Consider the following 15,916-nt stretch of genomic DNA (forward strand, 5'->3'; position numbering starts at 1 on the left):
GGAATCCACGATGCTTAACTGACCTATTTTCTTAGTGATTCCTTTTTCATTTTGAGTAAGTTCTTGAAGTTTACTAACCACTTTAAGAAAGAGATCCTGCGCCCACTCAGTTGGTAAGTCGTTAATTCTTCGGCTAATTTGACTGCCACTCATCGTTTCTAGATCTAACGATTTTTTCAGAGCGTGATTAGCGTCAAGCATCAATTCCATATGCTGATATGACTGCCAGTTATCAAGGTTCGCTGCGATAAATACTTTCATTAAAGCTTCTGCCGAAAGTTTGTAATTTCCGTAATTAACAAGCGGGCATCCATAAACTTTCGAAGGGAGTAAATCTAAGCATTGACTTATAAGTGCTTTATGACCTATACTTTTCATGCGTGTGGCTCCTTTGTAGAGGATTGGGAACAAGTATTGGTCTCTCCTCTACAATAGGAGCTTTTTTTGTGTTTGTAAACTTAAAATTACAATATATTCCATTCGTGCAAGGCTACTGGGTCTGACCCCTTTGTGCAGACTCTTATGTGCACTTTTGCGACTTTCATCAAAGAGATAACGTAAAAAAACCTCCCCGGAACCCGGGCAGGTCTAGTGGAATGAATATAATCAGATATTTAGAAGACGGTCCAGATGGGCCACCAGTTTTCCTATATCCGGTTTACTGACTTGTGCATCGGCGCCGACCTGTTCTCCTTTATGGTAAAGGTCTCCTGAGATAAGAGAGGAAAAGATCACCACAGGGATCTCCTTACCTGTGCCGTTTTCTTTAACTCTTTTAGTTAAATGGTGTCCGTCCATAACGGGCATTTCAATGTCAGTAAGCAGTAAATCTATTGTGTTTCCGAGCGGCCCCTCTAAATATTCCAAAGCCTCTTCCCCGTTTTCTGTAAAAACCAGGCTGTCGTACCCTGCTTCATTTAGGGTATCTTTCAGTAATTGACGCAAAATCTGGGAATCTTCAGCTACAAGCAGGTTTTTATGAGTTCGGTCTTTATCCTCTATTCCTTCCAGTTGACGCGAAGAAAAACCTGCTCCGGGCATGAGATCAAAAACGATTTTTTCATAATCAAGCAGCAAAATCATAGCTTCTTCCATCTTGATGACCCCTGTAATCATATCTTCAAGCCCCTGGGCTAATTTCCCGGGTTTTTCGATTTGTTCCCACGAGATCCGATGGATTCTTGACACCGAATGAACATGGAAAGCCACTTTAACCTGGTTCAGCTCAGCCACGATAAGTTTATCCCGGCCAGGAGTCTCAGGCTTTTTAAAACCGATAGCTTTTGCCAGATCTATAACAGGCATAATTTCTTCTCTTAATCTGATGATCCCTTCCACGTTTGGATGGGAATGAGGCATGAGCGTCATACTTAACGGCTGGATGATCTCACGGACTTTCATCACATTAATTCCAAATAGCCCAGTACCTGCCTCAAAAACTATTATTTCAAGTTCGTTTGTCCCGCTTTCCAAAAGAACCCCTTTATTTGATACGGTCATTATTATTTCCTCCTCTTGCATTATCAACCTATGTATTAAGAAAATATTCCTGTGAATATAATATCATTAATGCCACAATTATTGTATAGGATGATTTAATACACTTCATTATAATGGGCATAAAGTTACACTTAGACTCTTAGTCACTTTTCAATTGCTTCCTGTTTCCAATCCTTCTATAATAGAAAGTAAGACTGGTTTAACAGATTGGGGGTTATCTTTTTATGTTGAAGCAATTTTTCTCTATTGGGTTTTTAGCGCTTGTACTCTTCCTTACTCCTGTGACTCACGTATTCGCGGAGGAAAACGGCGATAATGGGGCGTCGTTATTGGAAGGACCTTTTGTCATCGTAGCTTTTGCAACAATCATACTTATGATTTATTATGCGATCAGAGATTAATAGTTACATAGCAAAAAGAAGAGGGCCGCCCTCTTCTTTTTCTTACTTTATAATTCAACTTTTCTGTCGAGGAGCCATGAAATGAGGAAAAACGCCCCGGTAAGAACCAATAATTCTGCAGCGATCTGGCCAAGGTACACATTAGTCATTATCCCTTCGCTCACTTCCATTAAATCCGCCCCTCCCGGATAAAGAGCATATATTTTTTTGTAGATCTCTTCTCCTTTAAGCAAAGGGAGCCACTCTGTACTCCTCTCGATTAACGGTATATTTTTTATCCATGTGTAAATATAGTTAGCCAATATAGTCAGAACGATAGCTGCGAGCCAGCCGAATGGACGAACGACTTTTGAAAAGATAAAAATAAACATAGCTGCAATCCCCAATTGAAGAGCGCCATTGGTGACGGCCAGCAGCACCCACGGAATTAACTCCCTGTATAAAGGCACAAGCATACTAATTATCCCGGTGAGCCCCTCAGCCGCTGAGTCTTCAAACATGCGCATCGCTCTCTGCAAAATGAGGTCAGCCGCCACAATGGCATAACTGATTGAGATGAGAAACTGGGTAAAAGCTGCAGCCAGTTTTGCAGACAATAAAACGTAACCCTTTACGGGAAGGTTCATCCATAAATGGCTCGTGTTCTCTTTCCACTCTTTTATTAAAGAAGCTAAAAGCATAATGAACAAATAAAAAATATGAAGAAAAACGACCGCCAGGGAAACGGCAAAAACAAGCGGCGTTTCTCTTTCCATAAATATATAGATGAAGACGTAGGCAGCAGTCAGAAGAGCGAGGCTTAAGGAAAAACGGAATAAGCTTTCCTGCCATTCTTTTTTATATAAAGACCACCACATCAGGCCAGCACCTCCCGCATGGTCGCCACAAGGGACTGGCCTTTTTGTTCTCTTAATACTTCTGCGTTCTCTTCCAGAATGCATTTTCCATCTTTCATAAAAATTACGTGGTCGAGAAACGCTTCCACTTCACTCACTTCATGTGTGGATAGTACGAGCAGCTGCTGCTCCACATCTGCATTCATCACAATAAGTTTTAAAATATCCTCTCTTACTAATGGGTCAAGCCCTGATAAAGGCTCGTCCATCACAAGCACAGGCACTTGCCGTGACAGCGCTATTACGAGTTTAAGCCTTGCCCTGTTTCCTTTTGAAAGGTTTTTTATTTTCATATTTACATCCAGATTAAGTTCTCTGACCATGCTAAAGGCTTTGTCTTTTGAAAAGTCAGGAGCCACCTTTTCCCAAAAGTGAATCAGCTGGTGAGCCGACTGGAAGGAATACAGAGAGTCCGCATCAGACAGATAGGCGATATCTTTTGAAGATAATCTTGAAACAGGACGGTGCATAACCTTGACCGTTCCGCTGGACGGCCTTAACAAGCCGGCAATCAGTTTGAGCAAGGTTGTTTTTCCGCTTCCATTTTCACCAAGCACGCCGTAAACTCCATTTCCTTTTAACTGAAATGATATATTTTCTACGGCTGGTTGTCTTAAGTACTTTTTGGTGACATTTTTTAAATAAATTTCAGGCTTGTTCATTCTTTTTCCTCCTTGCGGGACGCCATTTTCTGTTCCATTAATTGGAGGATCTCCTCATTTTTGAGTCCAATCTGATTCATCATAAGAATAAAATCACCAATTTTATCATCAGCAATTTTTTGTCTTAATTCCTGAATTACGGTTTTGTCTTCCGTGACAAATGTTCCCTGCCCTCTTTTGGAAACAACGATATCCTTTCGTTCCATTTCCATATAAGTTCTCGATACAGTATTAGGATTAACGCCCACCTTAACAGCTAATTCCCGGACAGAAGGAAGCTTCTCTCCGGGTTTAAGATCGGTCCGGCAAATTTGCCCGTACAAATACTCCATAAGCTGCAAATAGATGGGCCGGTTGTTATCAAACGTAAGGCCCAATGGCATTCCCCTCCTTAAGAGGTTACTTCTATACATCCTTTCTTATTCTACCAAAACTTTTAATCTGCCACATCTCTTTTAGTAAAGGCCACCATGGCGATGAGCATAAACAGGGAAAAATAAACCATCAGCACAATTGATGAAAATAGCGGCGTTAATCCTTCAATGATGGGCTGCCCTTCAAAGAACTGAATCATATACGTATTGGCAAACAAGTAAAACTTCATCCAATCATAATTGCTCAGTAGGTACGCGATCTGCCCGCCCGTAAACAACAGGACGAGCGATAAGCCGATTGCCAGCGACTGATTTCTGAATACTGTACCAATCATAAAGGCAAATGTGGTCATTATAATTAGTTCAATATATGCTAATCCATACATTACCGCGCCATATAAAACCGCATGCATATCACGAATAGAGCCGTCTGCTATTTCCACTACTCTTACAGGCTCCGGGCTGAACCCGAAAATCAGAAAACCAGCAGCCACTGAGGAAATGATTAAAGCCGCGAGCATAACCAGTGAGAAAACCATAGCAGCCAGCCATTTGGAAAGCAGGATTTTCCACCTTTTTACCGGTCTGATTAATAGAAGCTTAATCGTCCCGTTGGAATGCTCACCTGCAATAATTCCTGCAGCAATTATAACCGTAAACATTGTCAAAAAATTAACAAACTGAGGATTATTTACTATGAAATGCCAGCGGTGGGAAGAGTTTAACGGTTCAATTTCTTCTTCCAAATGATACGTATACAGTTCATGCTGGTCCTGGAGTCCCTCTGCAGCTTGCGGAGGAATTTCCCCGCTTTCAAGCTGCTGTTCAATCATTTGGACCTCTTGTTGCAGTACCGTTTCCCAGTCGGCTGCTTCATCGGCCGGTGCTCCTATAAAAAAACGAGTCACTAAACCAACCACCGCAATTAAGGCAATGAGAATAAGAAACATCACTTTAGTGCCGGTCTTTTTAAATATTTTCATCGATTCATTTTGGACAAGATTTACAAACAGGCTCATTTCTTTTCCCCTCCTGTTAATGTCAGGAATTGTTCTTCCAATGTATTTTTATCGGCTTCTCTTATTTGATACACCGCCACATTTTCTTTAATTAACCCTTTTAATAAATCAGGTACCTTTTCTTTTTTAACAGTGATATGAAACCCTTCCTTATACTCTTCAGGTTTGGCATTAAGAAGAGAGTGAAGCAGTTCAGCAGCTTCGGCCTTTGGTTCAGCCTCTATATACCATAAATCTTCTGATTGTCTTACAAAGTCAGAGACCTGGGCAACTTGAATAATCTTCCCTTCCTGTATGACGGCAATTCTGTCGCACATTTTTTCCATCTCGGAAAGCAGATGGCTTGAAACGACCACACATATGCCTTCTTCATGTGCCAACTTCCTTAAATAGGCACGGATTTCCCTGATTCCTGCAGGGTCCAGCCCATTTGTCGGCTCATCAAGGATAAGAAGCTGCGGCTTATGCAATAAAGCCTGGGCCAATCCGAGCCTCTGCCTCATTCCTAAAGAGTACGTGCCGGTTTTCTCATGTATTCGGCGGGACAGGCCTACGAGCTCCACCACCTCTTTAATTCTTTCTTTTGTCACTCCTTTTGACATCCGCTGATAATGGACAAGGTTTTCGTAGCCGGTTAAATAATCATACATCTCCGGATTTTCAACAACTGCCCCCACCCGCGATAGGGCGTCTTCAAAGTTTGTGTGTAAATCTTTACCGGAAATCGTGATCGATCCGTTTGTTGCCCTCATGAGACCAACCATCATTCTGATTGTCGTCGTCTTACCTGCCCCGTTAGGCCCCAACAAGCCGTAGACTTCCCCCGGGTACATTGCTAAAGATACATTATCAATAATTGTTTTCCTGCCTATTTCTTTACTGACATTTTTTAATTCAATCGCAGGCTTCATTATCTTCCCCTCCACAATTCTTCATGTTCTAGTGTACTAATCAAATAGTACACCGGTACATTATCATAGTCAATTATTATTTTCTGCCAAAAAAGTATTTATACTCTTTTAACGGCTGCTTAACGTCTTTTAACATAGCTTTTTCCCCTGGTTTGCGGTCCCTTTACTGCCAGGCCCTCCCGTGCAGCTCGAAGTTACGGTTAAAACTTACAAACAAACAAAGAGGCTGCCAACAGCAAGTTGGCAGCCTCTTTGTTACTATACAATTAATCAATAACTTCCACTGATTCAATGACTACTTCTTCAACTGGACGGTCACCGTGTTCTGTTTCTGTGATGGCGATATCGTCGACAACATCCATGCCATCAATTACATGCCCAAAAACGGTGTGTCCATCATCCAGATGGGGAGTGCCCCCCAGTTCCAGATAATTTTCTTTAAGGTCCTCTGAAAAATCCATTCCTTGCTGTTCCATTGCTTCAAAAGCTTCTTCGCTTAATTGGTCAGGACCAGCGTGGACAATGTAAAATTGGCTGCCGTTTGTATTCGGGCCACTGTTGGCCATCGCCAGGGCCCCTCTGAAATGAGCCACTGACTCATCAAATTCGTCTTCGAACGGCTCTCCAAACGCACTTTCACCGCCGCCGCCTGTACCTGTAGGATCACCGCCCTGAATCATAAAATCCTCAATGACACGATGGAAAATAACGCCCTCATAGTAGCCTTCTTCAGCTAATGTCATAAAGTTTTCTACAGCTTTAGGTGCTGCTTCAGGAAATAACTTCACGTGGATATCTCCGTAGTTTGTGCGGAGGACGGCCTCCTCTTCATTCTCAGCTACTTCTTCAGATAACTGTGGATATTCTGCAGCTTCGTCGCTGCCGTCTCCATTATTATTTCCCTCATTTACATTATTTTGATTATTTTCTTCCCCGCATCCTGCCAAAAGGAGCATAAGAGAGAGTCCTGAACCTGCTAATAGATTTGCTTTCTTCATTTTGCATTTCCCCTTATTTTTTAATGACGCTGCTAAAAATTATTTACACACGAGTCTCTTTTTTTGTAGAGCTGGTGACCCACGTCACCGACAAATTTCTTCTTCTCCTTTAAACTTAAATTATGATAATAAAAGGAGGAGTTACTAATGAATTATACTGTTAACCGTTACGCGAAAGTTAAAGATCTCGTAATTCAAATTCCCCGCTCAGATGAGCTTTTTAAACAGTACCGCATAGATTTCTGCTGCGGCGGCAACCGGCCGCTTCATGAAGCCCTCGCTGAAAAAAATCTGGAAGAACAAGTGATCCTTGAAGCTCTCCAAATTCTTTCGGACGACGCTGACGAACGGAAAGAAAAAAGCAGCTCAGACTGGAGCAGTGCTTCTTACATGTCTCTGCTTGACCATATTGTGAACCATCATCACGGCTTTTTAACAAAAGAACTTCCTGATCTGAGCTTTTATGTAACTAAAATTTTCCGCGTTCATGGCGGTGCACACCCTGAACTTGCCGAACTCCATAAGCTTTACCACAGCTTAAGAACTGAACTGGAACAGCATATGGTAAAAGAAGAACAAGTGGTTTTCCCGGCAATTTACCAGTATGGAACAACACGTTCTGCCGCCGATTGGGAGGCTGCTGTTAAGCGGGTCAGCGAACTTGAATCAGAACATGAAGCCGCTGGCGATCTTTTAAAGAAGATTCGAAGCATCACTAATGATTTTACTCCACCTCCCGGGGCCTGCACAACCTATAAAATGACATTCACCCGTCTGGAAGCTTTAGAAGAGGATATGTTTCAGCATATCCATCTGGAAAATAACATTTTATTTCCAAGGCTTATGGAAGAAAAGACTGCTCAAAACAACTAAAAACATGCTTGGGTCACACAATATTCTATTGTGTGATTTTTTTTTTGCCAGCGACTCCCTCTTGACTATTAAAAAAAACGGGTTAAAATAAAAATAAGAACACACGTTCGTATTCTGTTTGGAACCACGAAAACGAAAAAGGAGGCGACCCGTAATGGCCAAACTCACAGCACAAGAAGAACGTCTGACGGAATCCTACATCCTGCTTGAGATGGCTCGCAAAGTGCTTGAAAAAGACCTGGCCCGTCTGGATCAGGCACCTTTAAAATTAAAAGATCCTTATATCCGTTTATTGGAAGTGACCTTACATCGTCTTAGCCGTGAAATGTACGAGACAAGACGGTCGATGAAAAACCTGGGCTTAAAAATCCAATTAAATGATTATGATCAAACCTTTTCAGAATATACCATTTTTTTCAGAGGCTATGTACTCACTGCGAAGTATTTAAACGCGCATTTAAAAAACCAGGTCAGCCGCCGGATCGAAAGTCTGTTCACTTATGGAGATAAAAAGCTTCCGTAAATCAGGCCTTATCTTCCCCTCAGTTTTGGGTATACATGCATCGCTGTATTATAAAATACGTCATCCCAATAGGACGAAGGAATATGGGACTGGATAAATTCGATATAAGGCTTCATCCTTACAAGCGGCCAGTCTGTACCGAACATCAGCTTTTCATAATTATCACAAAAAGCCAAACCGTGTTTTAAATGATCAAAAAAATGCGGTGTCCCGGATAGACGGCGGACTTCTTTTTCATCTCCTATAATAAGACCGGACAAATCAGCAAAAACATTCGAATTTTTATACACCACTTCCGCTGCATCCAGCATCCACGGGTCGCCGAAATGAGCCAGTACAAACGTCACGTTGCGGTGCTGGACTGCTACTTCATCAATTGTTAAAGGATGGGCATATTTAAGAATCCCCCGCTCGGAATAAGTATCACCTGTATGAAATACGACAGGGACATTATAATGCGCGGCAAGAGAATAAACAGGGTCATAAACAGGATCGTGCGCATAAAAAGGATAGTATCCTAAATATATTTTTATACCGGTGACATGAGGTTTGAGAAGGTCCTTCTCAAGCCGGGCCAGTTCTTTTCGCCCCAGTTTGTAAGGATTGACGCCAGTGCAGCAGTAAACTGATTTGTGTCCCTCAGGAAGCAGATCAAGCCCCATAGGTGTAGGCGGGGCCTTATCAGGGAAACCGGTTCCCCCTTCTATTTCCCGCACTCCCATTCCAACTGCGAGGGTAACGCCGTTTTGTTCCATCTCTTTTTTCAGCCCGCGGAAAGAATAATCAACCCTGGACATTTTTTTAGCTGTCTGATAGAAGGATTGAATATGAGAAACATGAATATGGGCATCAATAATTTTCACTTTTTCCTCCTCCTTTCTCTAACAGCACTGGAGAAAACGCCATTTTCAAGAAAAGATGGCGCTTGTTTTTTCGTTATTTCTGAGTATCGCTCGTATAATACCCTTTTTCTTTAACTTGTTCATAAGCATTTGTTAAAATGCCCTGAATAGCCCTGCCTCTGTCTTTTTTCCGCTTTCTGTATTCATTATAAAGGGCCTTTCCTTCAAATCCTTCCTCAATAAGATTTTTAATAAGCATATCGGATAAATCTTCTTTCTTAACGACAAGGACACCTTCCAGATGAACGCTAATATGGTTTTCAAGCTGATTCACAGATTTAACGTCACATACAAGTGTCGCGGGATCATTTGTCCGTTTAGTAATCGTAACTTCTGTCATTAACGACTGTTCTTTGTCTTTATATTCCCGGAAAAACTCCTCCCACTCCGGGTCTAATACCGCTTCAAGCAGCCAGTTTTTTTCAGCTTCTTCTTTATTAATAATAAGTCCTTCCACTAAAGGTATTTCTTTTCCTTTTATTTCTTCATTGCTCTTTAAATCTTCGTCAAACAATATCATTAACGAACACAGGCGAAATGTTTTCATGTTATAAAGCACCTCCGGATAAATAATCTGGCATGAGCACACTAACTTCTTCAAATGACCGTGCGTCTCCTCTATTTATTATAACTTTTATTTCCTTCAGCCGTCACTTTTTGTCTCACAAAAAAATCCCGCCGGCCGCGGCAGGAAAAATTATTTTAAAGCTTCCAGTTCATTTAATAACATGGCTTCCGGTCTGCCCTTTTCCATTTGATTTTTTATGTGCGCAAGTTTTTCCTGCCCTTTATCGGAATAAATAAAATGGACAGTCTGTTTATCTGCTTGATTTTTAATTGATGTTTCCATTAACGTTAAATCCTTTTGGCCTTTACCGCTTCTCAGACCTATGAATAAATCTGTATCTGTCTCGACGATAACTATTCCTGCATAAGGGTCTGTTTCTTTTATAAGATGTGTGACCTTCGTTTGCAGCGATCCTTGCAGTTCTCTTCTGTCTTCAGGCTGTTTATAGCGTTCAGGCACATCCGTGAAAGATTTTCTCAAATAAGGGTGCGTATGCTCCTGGGAACGCATCTCAAGTGGAGAACCATCAGCATAACCATTCATGCCCCGGCTGGGACGGTCGTCTCTCGTAACCATCCGGGCGATAGGGTTATTTCGGTATCGCTGCTGGTTTAAAAATCCGTACCCTTCTCCTTTTTGATGTTCATGCTCGTCAAAAGCATGGTAGGGTGAATCGTCAAGTGTCTCATTTCTTGCCTCACCCTGACAGGCTGAAACAGCTAACAGTGATAAACAAAGACAGAAAACAGCTGGTGTACATCTCATCACTTTCATCCTTTTTAATTTAGTGTTGTTTATTACGCAGCAAAACATGCACCTTTTACTCCGTTGGATGACTTTTCCGTGATATAGTTATTACTGAACCTAAAGGATGTGAAAGAATGGAGAAACTTATTATAGTCGGTTCAGGGCTATGGCAAGGATTTGAAGTTATACCAGGTGGGCAAGCTGATCTGCTTGCCTCCACTGACAGCGGAACTTATTCTGTTTCTTTAAATAACCTTACTGCCATAACAACGGCTTACGAGCATATTGTACTTGATTACCCCGTGATGACTGGAGATGAGCTGGTGCAGGGAAATATGGACACTTTTAACAGCATGCTCACCCGCTTATTGAAAATCATTTCGGCTCACCATTATAAAAATCTTTACATTTATAAATATAACCGTCTTCATTTACTGTACGAGGGAGAACCCCCGCCGCTAGAGGGGCTGAACTTGAAAAAATTTAAACAGCAACCTAAGCTGTCTGCCATGCCGGGCCGCCGGGTCACATCTGTCCAATGCTGGACATCCGGTTATAAGGGGGCGGCAGATGACTGGGCTGATACTTATTATGAGTGGCTCAATAAATTTACAAAAGGAATGGTCAGAGTCGAACGTAAAGAAGAAAAAGCGCTGTTTAAAGTCCCCGGCGTCCCGTCTCCTCTGCTGATACTTAAAAGAAAATACCCGTTACTTTCTAAAGAAATAAGTGAATGGGCCATCACTGGCGGCTTGTTAAATGGAGAAAAAAAAGAAACGGATCCACAAGGCAGGCTATGGTTTATTACTTGCAGTAATGGAAGCACTCAAACAGTCTGGACTGCCCTTACCCACTTTAAACCGGCGCTTCCCTGGTTTTTTTATAAAAAAACCCAAGGGCTGATCCACCCTTGGGTAATGAATACGTTCGGAAAACGCTCCAGCCGCTGATTATTCAGTTAAAGCCCCGCCCGAATCGTCCGTTTCGTCAGGACTGTAGGCAATAGGAGAAATAATCTGTTCCAGAGAAGATTCCAATTCGTCAATTAACTGGATGCCTTCGAGGGAAAGGGCTGTCGTACCGGGAGCAGCCGCAAAATATAACGGAAACTGGTCAGTCCGCAAAGACAGCTGCGATGCTTCTCTGACTGGAAATTTTTTCACATAGGTGTCTTTCAGGTCAAAAGCGATCGCATAGACGTAGCTTGCAGAGATTTTTCCGGATTCTTCAAACTTTTCAGCTGAACTTTTTCGGATATCATAAATAAATGGTTTCCACTTTTGGTATTCATACCGGCCGGCGTGTGTCATAGAAGAATAACAAAGCATAATTATAAAAGTTGCAAGGCCGGCGGCCAGGTATAAAATACTTAAAAAAGGCGAGGCAATAATAAATCCGCTGCCCAATAAAACCATGACGAGAGAAATGCCGGCCAGAACACGTTTAAATGGAGAGAATACAGCAAACAGCCCTTGTCCGACGAGCTCATTTTTCATTTTCTCCTCCCATTCATATAATTTATGAAGAAATATCTCCCGGTTCTCTCTTTCTTCTGTAAAATTATATAGATCATCTATATGAAAAACCCCATCCTTACCGATCTCATAAAGCATCCAGCCATATAAAAATTTTTCATCTTCTGCCTTTGGCGTTTCAGCAGCCCCTTTTACAGTAAAATAATAGTGGCCTTCTTTGTCCTGTTGAAGAACAAGTATTTTCTTCCTGACTAAATTCAGCAGTCCAGCAGTAATGTGCCGGGTATAGGCCCCTCGGCCAAAGATTAACTGCGCAACAAGAGGGGGTGAAAATTTTTCAAAATCCCTTTCAGTTAAAACATGATTTGCTGCCGTTTTTTCTACGACCTGTTTTCTCTTGTAGCGTTCGTAAAAAAGGATGCCTGCTGTAGTTAGTACAAGAAAAATAAATAACAGAAGGAAATTCATTTCAAACGTTGTCATGACCGGTAAATTAAATAGGCTGCCGTTTTCCATTATCACACCTCCTGATTAAAAAGTCGTATTTCTGCTCAATTATTTAATCTGTGGCGGTAAAATCGTATTCCGTAATAGCTGGTGACGGCAAGTGCAAAAATAATATACCCGGTTATATAGCCTGTATAAACGGGCTCACTCATCCAAAGCGGGGAAGATAATAAACTAAGGATCCACACCATGGAGATATTTCCAAATAAAGTGGACCAGATATACTGCCTGTCCGAAATCGGGCTCACCGAGGCGGCAATTGAAATAAGGTTGCTTGGCATAACAGGAATGCTTCTCAGTACCACAATCATAAACACTCCATAAGAGGAAATCAGATCCACAATATAAGACACCTTTTCTTCATTTTTACTCCAGTACTTATCCATCCATTTTTTGCTCGCGGTTCTGCCCAGCCAAAAACAAACAACAGCTCCAATAGTTGTACCTATAAGACTGTATAAAAAGCCGCCGGCCATACCGAAAAGAATAAAGTGGATGATAATAACAATCAGAATAGGGAAAATCGTAACAATGTTTTGAATTACCATTAGAGGGATCGTTATAAAAAGAATCCCGTACCCTATCTCGGAGAACAAGTCATCAGTAAAATAGCTCAAATTTTCGTTCCTTAATTGTGCGATCCATTCAGAATTCAGGCTGAAAAAAATGACTGCTGCAGCTATTGCTATAAGTATGAGCGTTTTCTTCACTTCTATCACCCCTGTTTTATAATGACAGGCGGTTCCTTTGTTTCATTATAACGAACCTGTAACTTAATTGAAAAGAAAAGGGGCTGGGAAACCATTGCTCCCCAGCCCTGTAGATACAGCAGACCTTTTATTCAACTATTAGAGGGCGGCTTCTACATTTCCTTCAGACGTTTAATTCTTTCCCGTGGATCAGGATGAGTGGAAAACAGCCCCTTCATCCCTTTCTTTAACGGGTCACTGAAATATAACGGTGCAGACGAGGTTGAAGCTTCTTTAACCGGAGTTCTCACACCTGTAATTTTTTCCAGGGCAGAAGCGAGTGCCCACGGATTACGTGTTAACTCTGCCCCGCTTGCATCAGCCAGATATTCTCTGTTTCTTGAAATAGCCATGTTAATCATCATCGCAATTAAAGGAGCGACAATGAGTAACACTAAAGCAATTATGAGAACGACAGGGCTTTGTTTCTGATTCCTGCCTCCTCTTGAGAAAAAAAGCATCCGCGAGCCGAAATCGCTTATAATTGCGATGACAGAGACGAGGGCCAGTGCAATGGTCGATAAGCGGACATCGTAGTTTTTAATATGAGCAATCTCATGAGCAATAACGCCTTCCAGTTCTTCACGGTTTAGTGTATCCATCAGCCCGGTCGTTACGGCCACTGCCCCGCTTTTTGGCGACATCCCTGTCGCAAAAGCATTTGGAGACGCATCTTTAATTATAAACACTCTGGGCATTGGAATACGTGCCACCATCGCCATATTTTCCACCGTGTGCCACAGGAACCTGTGCTGTTCGGCAGATTTAATTTCTCTTGCATGATTCATCCGCATCACAACATTGGTGCTGGAGGCCAGTATAATTGATACATACACCACCGAAAGCAGAGCCGCCAGTACAACTCCTGATATTAAATCACCATACATCACATAGCTGAAGGCGGCACCTACTACTAAAACGAATGCGACAAAAAAGGTAACAATAAAAATTGTTTTCGTTTTATTTTTACGTATTTGTTCATAAAGAATCATAGTAAGCCACCTTTATTTAAAACTTCACTTGAACGTTCTGACGTTCTTCATTGGTGGCTTCAAGCATATCCCGTTTGCCGAATCCGTGGATTCCCGCAAGAATATTGGTCGGCACAGACTGAATTTTTGTATTGTATTTCATAACCGTATTGTTGTATAGCTGGCGTGAATAAGCAATTTTATTTTCGGTCTGGGTTAATTCCTCCTGAAGCATTTTGAAGTTCTGGTTAGCTTTTAAATCAGGATAGGCTTCTCTTAAAGCAAACAGGTTTTTTAAAGCGCCGCTCAGCTGATCATTAACTTCCATCTGATCCTGGCGGTTCATGTTTGTTTTACCAAGCTGGTTCCTTAATTCTACCACCTGGGCTAACGTTTCTTTTTCATGTTTTGCATACCCTTTCACTGTTTCCACCAGGTTAGGGACAAGATCGTAACGCCGTTTTAATTGTACATCGATTTGCGCCCACGCTTCTTCCACCCAGTTTCTGTACCTGATCAGCCTGTTATACCCCATGATCCAAATTAATACGAGTACTGCCAATCCCCCAATAACAATCCATAGTGCCATAAATAATTCCTCCTTTTTTCGACTGGTGTGTACGTCCAAGGTTGTCTTCAGATCATACCCCTCTTAAAAAACTTTATGTTATGAACCGGAAGTGGCTTGCTCCTCCCTTTCCCTCTTCAGGTAGAAATGCCTGTAAACGAATGAGCTGACCAGCCCGATAAGAGCCATACCGAACATCAGAGTGTAAAGGGACCTTACATCGAACTGATCGATGACTGCGCCGCCAAGTACGGAACCAATTACACCGGAGATCCCGAAGAAAACAGAAATGAACAAAAGGTGCCCTGTTGACTGTAATTCTTCAGGGACAAGTTTTGAGGCAAACTGAAAGCCTGTTAAATAAAAGATCCCGAAAGCCAGTCCGTGCATGACCTGGAGAAACAGCAAGTAGGTCGCGTCTGGTACAAGCGACATTAAAAGCCACCTTGCTGTATATATAGACGCAGCAATAATAATATATGTTAAAGGATGATACCCTCTTAACCAGTAAACACTCAGTGCAAACACCAGCGCTTCTGTCGCCACCCCTATGAACCAGGCCAGGCCGATGACTGATTCATTCCCGCCAAGTTCAATAATATAAAGGCCGATAAACGAATCATTCATCCGGTGGGTCAAGCTGATTGACAAAATTAACAGAAGAAATATAAGAAGCTGTCTATCCTTTAACAGCTTCACCGCTTTTCTAAGCTGAACCGGTTTTTTTGAAGGTTCGCTGTCTGGCGCCATGTAAGTGAATACCAGAGCGATAAGCAGAAATGAGGCGAAAACATAGTAGATATTTGCGATACCGATGGAGCTTAAAATGTATCCTCCAGTCAGAGAAGCAGAAGCAAAGCCGAGTGATCCCCACATACGGATGCTTCCAAAAGACACTCCGCGCTGGATAGACACTTTTTGAGCCAGGCTGTCCCCCAGCCCCCCTGCGGGAGACATAAAGGAGAAAAAGATATAAACAATGGGAATAAGCAGTATGAATTCAGCAATTTGAAAGACGATAAAACCGATGGCAAGCGCACTGCTCAAACATAAAAGCAGCACGCGTTTCACTGTTTTCCAGCGGTCGCTCATAAATCCCCAGAAAGGCTGAGCAATAATGGCGGCGGCAGGGCCTACAGCAAGAAGAATGCCGATCTCATTGCCTGTAAGCCCTAAATACTGGAAGTAAACAGGCAGATAACTGATTAAAATCGTCATAGACGAATGAAAAAAGAACAACATGCCTTTAAGTTTCCAAACAGACTTCATTTT

19 protein-coding genes and 1 pseudogene are annotated in these 15,916 nt (G+C 42.0%); 4 read left to right on the plus strand and 16 right to left on the minus strand.

Annotation, left to right across the window (positions count from 1 at the left end):
- Nucleotides 1–378: pseudogene (locus K8O68_RS01990) on the minus strand (IS4 family transposase); the annotation flags it as partial.
- Between the two features lie 228 nt (nt 379–606).
- Nucleotides 607–1,500: a chemotaxis protein gene (locus K8O68_RS01995; protein ID WP_230895267.1), complete on the minus strand. Its 894-nt coding sequence runs from the start codon at nt 1,498–1,500 to the stop codon at nt 607–609.
- A 224-nt stretch (nt 1,501–1,724) separates the two neighbouring features.
- Here K8O68_RS01995 and K8O68_RS02000 point away from each other — a divergent pair, with 224 nt between their 5' ends.
- Nucleotides 1,725–1,901 carry a hypothetical protein gene (locus K8O68_RS02000; RefSeq protein WP_177174400.1) on the plus strand — a complete coding sequence of 59 codons (177 nt, stop codon included), beginning with the start codon at nt 1,725–1,727 and terminating at the stop codon, nt 1,899–1,901.
- Between the two features lie 47 nt (nt 1,902–1,948).
- Here K8O68_RS02000 and K8O68_RS02005 read toward each other — a convergent pair whose 3' ends face one another.
- The 6 genes from K8O68_RS02005 to K8O68_RS02030 all read right to left on the minus strand — a co-directional run bounded on the left by K8O68_RS02005 (nt 1,949) and on the right by K8O68_RS02030 (nt 6,761).
- Nucleotides 1,949–2,758, minus strand: coding sequence for a hypothetical protein (locus K8O68_RS02005; RefSeq protein ID WP_230895268.1), 810 nt, complete (start codon nt 2,756–2,758; stop codon nt 1,949–1,951).
- A complete protein-coding gene (locus K8O68_RS02010) occupies nt 2,758–3,459 on the minus strand; it encodes an ABC transporter ATP-binding protein (protein ID WP_230895269.1) in 702 nt (233 codons plus the stop codon). Before K8O68_RS02010 ends, K8O68_RS02005 begins: the two co-directional genes overlap by 1 nt.
- Complete coding sequence (locus K8O68_RS02015; protein ID WP_230895270.1) at nt 3,456–3,836, minus strand: GntR family transcriptional regulator; 381 nt, start codon at nt 3,834–3,836, stop codon at nt 3,456–3,458. The genes K8O68_RS02010 and K8O68_RS02015 overlap by 4 nt, the downstream gene beginning before the upstream one ends.
- A gap of 59 nt (nt 3,837–3,895) precedes the next feature.
- Nucleotides 3,896–4,852 carry an ABC transporter permease gene (locus K8O68_RS02020; RefSeq protein ID WP_230895271.1) on the minus strand — a complete coding sequence of 319 codons (957 nt, stop codon included), beginning with the start codon at nt 4,850–4,852 and terminating at the stop codon, nt 3,896–3,898.
- Entirely contained in the window at nt 4,849–5,763 is a 915-nt protein-coding gene (locus K8O68_RS02025; protein WP_230895272.1) for an ABC transporter ATP-binding protein, read from the minus strand. The genes K8O68_RS02020 and K8O68_RS02025 overlap by 4 nt, the downstream gene beginning before the upstream one ends.
- Nucleotides 5,764–6,029: 266 nt before the next feature.
- Entirely contained in the window at nt 6,030–6,761 is a 732-nt protein-coding gene (locus tag K8O68_RS02030; protein WP_230895273.1) for a peptidylprolyl isomerase, read from the minus strand.
- Nucleotides 6,762–6,908: 147 nt separating this feature from the next.
- Between K8O68_RS02030 and ric the strand changes: the two genes are divergently transcribed.
- Complete coding sequence (gene ric, locus K8O68_RS02035) at nt 6,909–7,634, plus strand: iron-sulfur cluster repair di-iron protein (protein WP_230895274.1); 726 nt, start codon at nt 6,909–6,911, stop codon at nt 7,632–7,634.
- Between the two features lie 154 nt (nt 7,635–7,788).
- Entirely contained in the window at nt 7,789–8,157 is a 369-nt protein-coding gene (locus tag K8O68_RS02040; protein ID WP_230895275.1) for a YhjD family protein, read from the plus strand.
- An 8-nt stretch (nt 8,158–8,165) separates the two neighbouring features.
- Here K8O68_RS02040 and K8O68_RS02045 read toward each other — a convergent pair whose 3' ends face one another.
- The 3 genes from K8O68_RS02045 to K8O68_RS02055 form a co-directional block, all read right to left on the minus strand.
- On the minus strand, nt 8,166–9,020 hold the full coding sequence (locus K8O68_RS02045; RefSeq protein WP_230895276.1) for an amidohydrolase family protein: 855 nt from the start codon (nt 9,018–9,020) through the stop codon (nt 8,166–8,168).
- 73 nt (nt 9,021–9,093) lie between these two features.
- Nucleotides 9,094–9,606, minus strand: coding sequence for a YwpF-like family protein (locus K8O68_RS02050; RefSeq protein ID WP_230895277.1), 513 nt, complete (start codon nt 9,604–9,606; stop codon nt 9,094–9,096).
- A gap of 150 nt (nt 9,607–9,756) precedes the next feature.
- On the minus strand, nt 9,757–10,392 hold the full coding sequence (locus K8O68_RS02055) for a hypothetical protein (protein WP_230895278.1): 636 nt from the start codon (nt 10,390–10,392) through the stop codon (nt 9,757–9,759).
- Between the two features lie 116 nt (nt 10,393–10,508).
- On the opposite strand from K8O68_RS02055, the gene K8O68_RS02060 reads away from it, so the two are divergent.
- Complete coding sequence (locus K8O68_RS02060) at nt 10,509–11,324, plus strand: hypothetical protein (RefSeq protein ID WP_230895279.1); 816 nt, start codon at nt 10,509–10,511, stop codon at nt 11,322–11,324.
- On the opposite strand, the gene K8O68_RS02065 is transcribed toward K8O68_RS02060, so the two are convergent.
- The 5 genes from K8O68_RS02065 to K8O68_RS02085 form a co-directional block, all read right to left on the minus strand.
- A complete protein-coding gene (locus K8O68_RS02065) occupies nt 11,325–12,365 on the minus strand; it encodes a DUF2207 family protein (protein ID WP_230895280.1) in 1,041 nt (346 codons plus the stop codon).
- Between the two features lie 35 nt (nt 12,366–12,400).
- Nucleotides 12,401–13,066, minus strand: a complete 666-nt coding sequence (locus K8O68_RS21305) for a TVP38/TMEM64 family protein (RefSeq protein WP_230895281.1) — start codon at nt 13,064–13,066, stop codon at nt 12,401–12,403.
- Nucleotides 13,067–13,218: 152 nt separating this feature from the next.
- Nucleotides 13,219–14,094: a zinc metalloprotease HtpX gene (gene htpX, locus K8O68_RS02075; RefSeq protein WP_230895324.1), complete on the minus strand. Its 876-nt coding sequence runs from the start codon at nt 14,092–14,094 to the stop codon at nt 13,219–13,221.
- Between the two features lie 19 nt (nt 14,095–14,113).
- The gene (locus tag K8O68_RS02080; protein WP_230895282.1) at nt 14,114–14,665 is read right to left on the minus strand and encodes a LemA family protein; all 552 of its coding nucleotides are present in this window, start codon (nt 14,663–14,665) and stop codon (nt 14,114–14,116) included.
- 78 nt (nt 14,666–14,743) lie between these two features.
- Nucleotides 14,744–15,913 carry an MFS transporter gene (locus K8O68_RS02085; protein WP_230895283.1) on the minus strand — a complete coding sequence of 390 codons (1,170 nt, stop codon included), beginning with the start codon at nt 15,911–15,913 and terminating at the stop codon, nt 14,744–14,746.
- Between the last annotated feature and the right edge of the window lie 3 nt (nt 15,914–15,916).

The organism is Salipaludibacillus sp. CUR1, from assembly GCF_021028955.1.
GTDB lineage: Bacteria > Bacillota > Bacilli > Bacillales > Salisediminibacteriaceae > Salipaludibacillus.

Bases quoted from the DNA above. Each gene is read 5' to 3' on its own strand.
- K8O68_RS02005 (WP_230895268.1), bottom strand. From the start codon at position 2,758: ATGTGGTGGTCTTTATATAAAAAAGAATGGCAGGAAAGCTTATTCCGT.
- K8O68_RS02040 (WP_230895275.1), top strand. From the start codon at position 7,789: ATGGCCAAACTCACAGCACAAGAAGAACGTCTGACGGAATCCTACATC.
- K8O68_RS01995 (WP_230895267.1), bottom strand. From the start codon at position 1,500: ATGACCGTATCAAATAAAGGGGTTCTTTTGGAAAGCGGGACAAACGAA.
- K8O68_RS02060 (WP_230895279.1), top strand. From the start codon at position 10,509: ATGGAGAAACTTATTATAGTCGGTTCAGGGCTATGGCAAGGATTTGAA.
- K8O68_RS02080 (WP_230895282.1), bottom strand. From the start codon at position 14,665: ATGGCACTATGGATTGTTATTGGGGGATTGGCAGTACTCGTATTAATT.
- K8O68_RS02000 (WP_177174400.1), top strand. From the start codon at position 1,725: ATGTTGAAGCAATTTTTCTCTATTGGGTTTTTAGCGCTTGTACTCTTC.
- K8O68_RS02025 (WP_230895272.1), bottom strand. From the start codon at position 5,763: ATGAAGCCTGCGATTGAATTAAAAAATGTCAGTAAAGAAATAGGCAGG.
- K8O68_RS02085 (WP_230895283.1), bottom strand. From the start codon at position 15,913: ATGAAGTCTGTTTGGAAACTTAAAGGCATGTTGTTCTTTTTTCATTCG.
- K8O68_RS02030 (WP_230895273.1), bottom strand. From the start codon at position 6,761: ATGAAGAAAGCAAATCTATTAGCAGGTTCAGGACTCTCTCTTATGCTC.
- K8O68_RS02065 (WP_230895280.1), bottom strand. From the start codon at position 12,365: ATGGAAAACGGCAGCCTATTTAATTTACCGGTCATGACAACGTTTGAA.
- K8O68_RS02010 (WP_230895269.1), bottom strand. From the start codon at position 3,459: ATGAACAAGCCTGAAATTTATTTAAAAAATGTCACCAAAAAGTACTTA.
- K8O68_RS02055 (WP_230895278.1), bottom strand. From the start codon at position 10,392: ATGAGATGTACACCAGCTGTTTTCTGTCTTTGTTTATCACTGTTAGCT.
- K8O68_RS02050 (WP_230895277.1), bottom strand. From the start codon at position 9,606: ATGAAAACATTTCGCCTGTGTTCGTTAATGATATTGTTTGACGAAGAT.
- ric (WP_230895274.1), top strand. From the start codon at position 6,909: ATGAATTATACTGTTAACCGTTACGCGAAAGTTAAAGATCTCGTAATT.
- K8O68_RS02020 (WP_230895271.1), bottom strand. From the start codon at position 4,852: ATGAGCCTGTTTGTAAATCTTGTCCAAAATGAATCGATGAAAATATTT.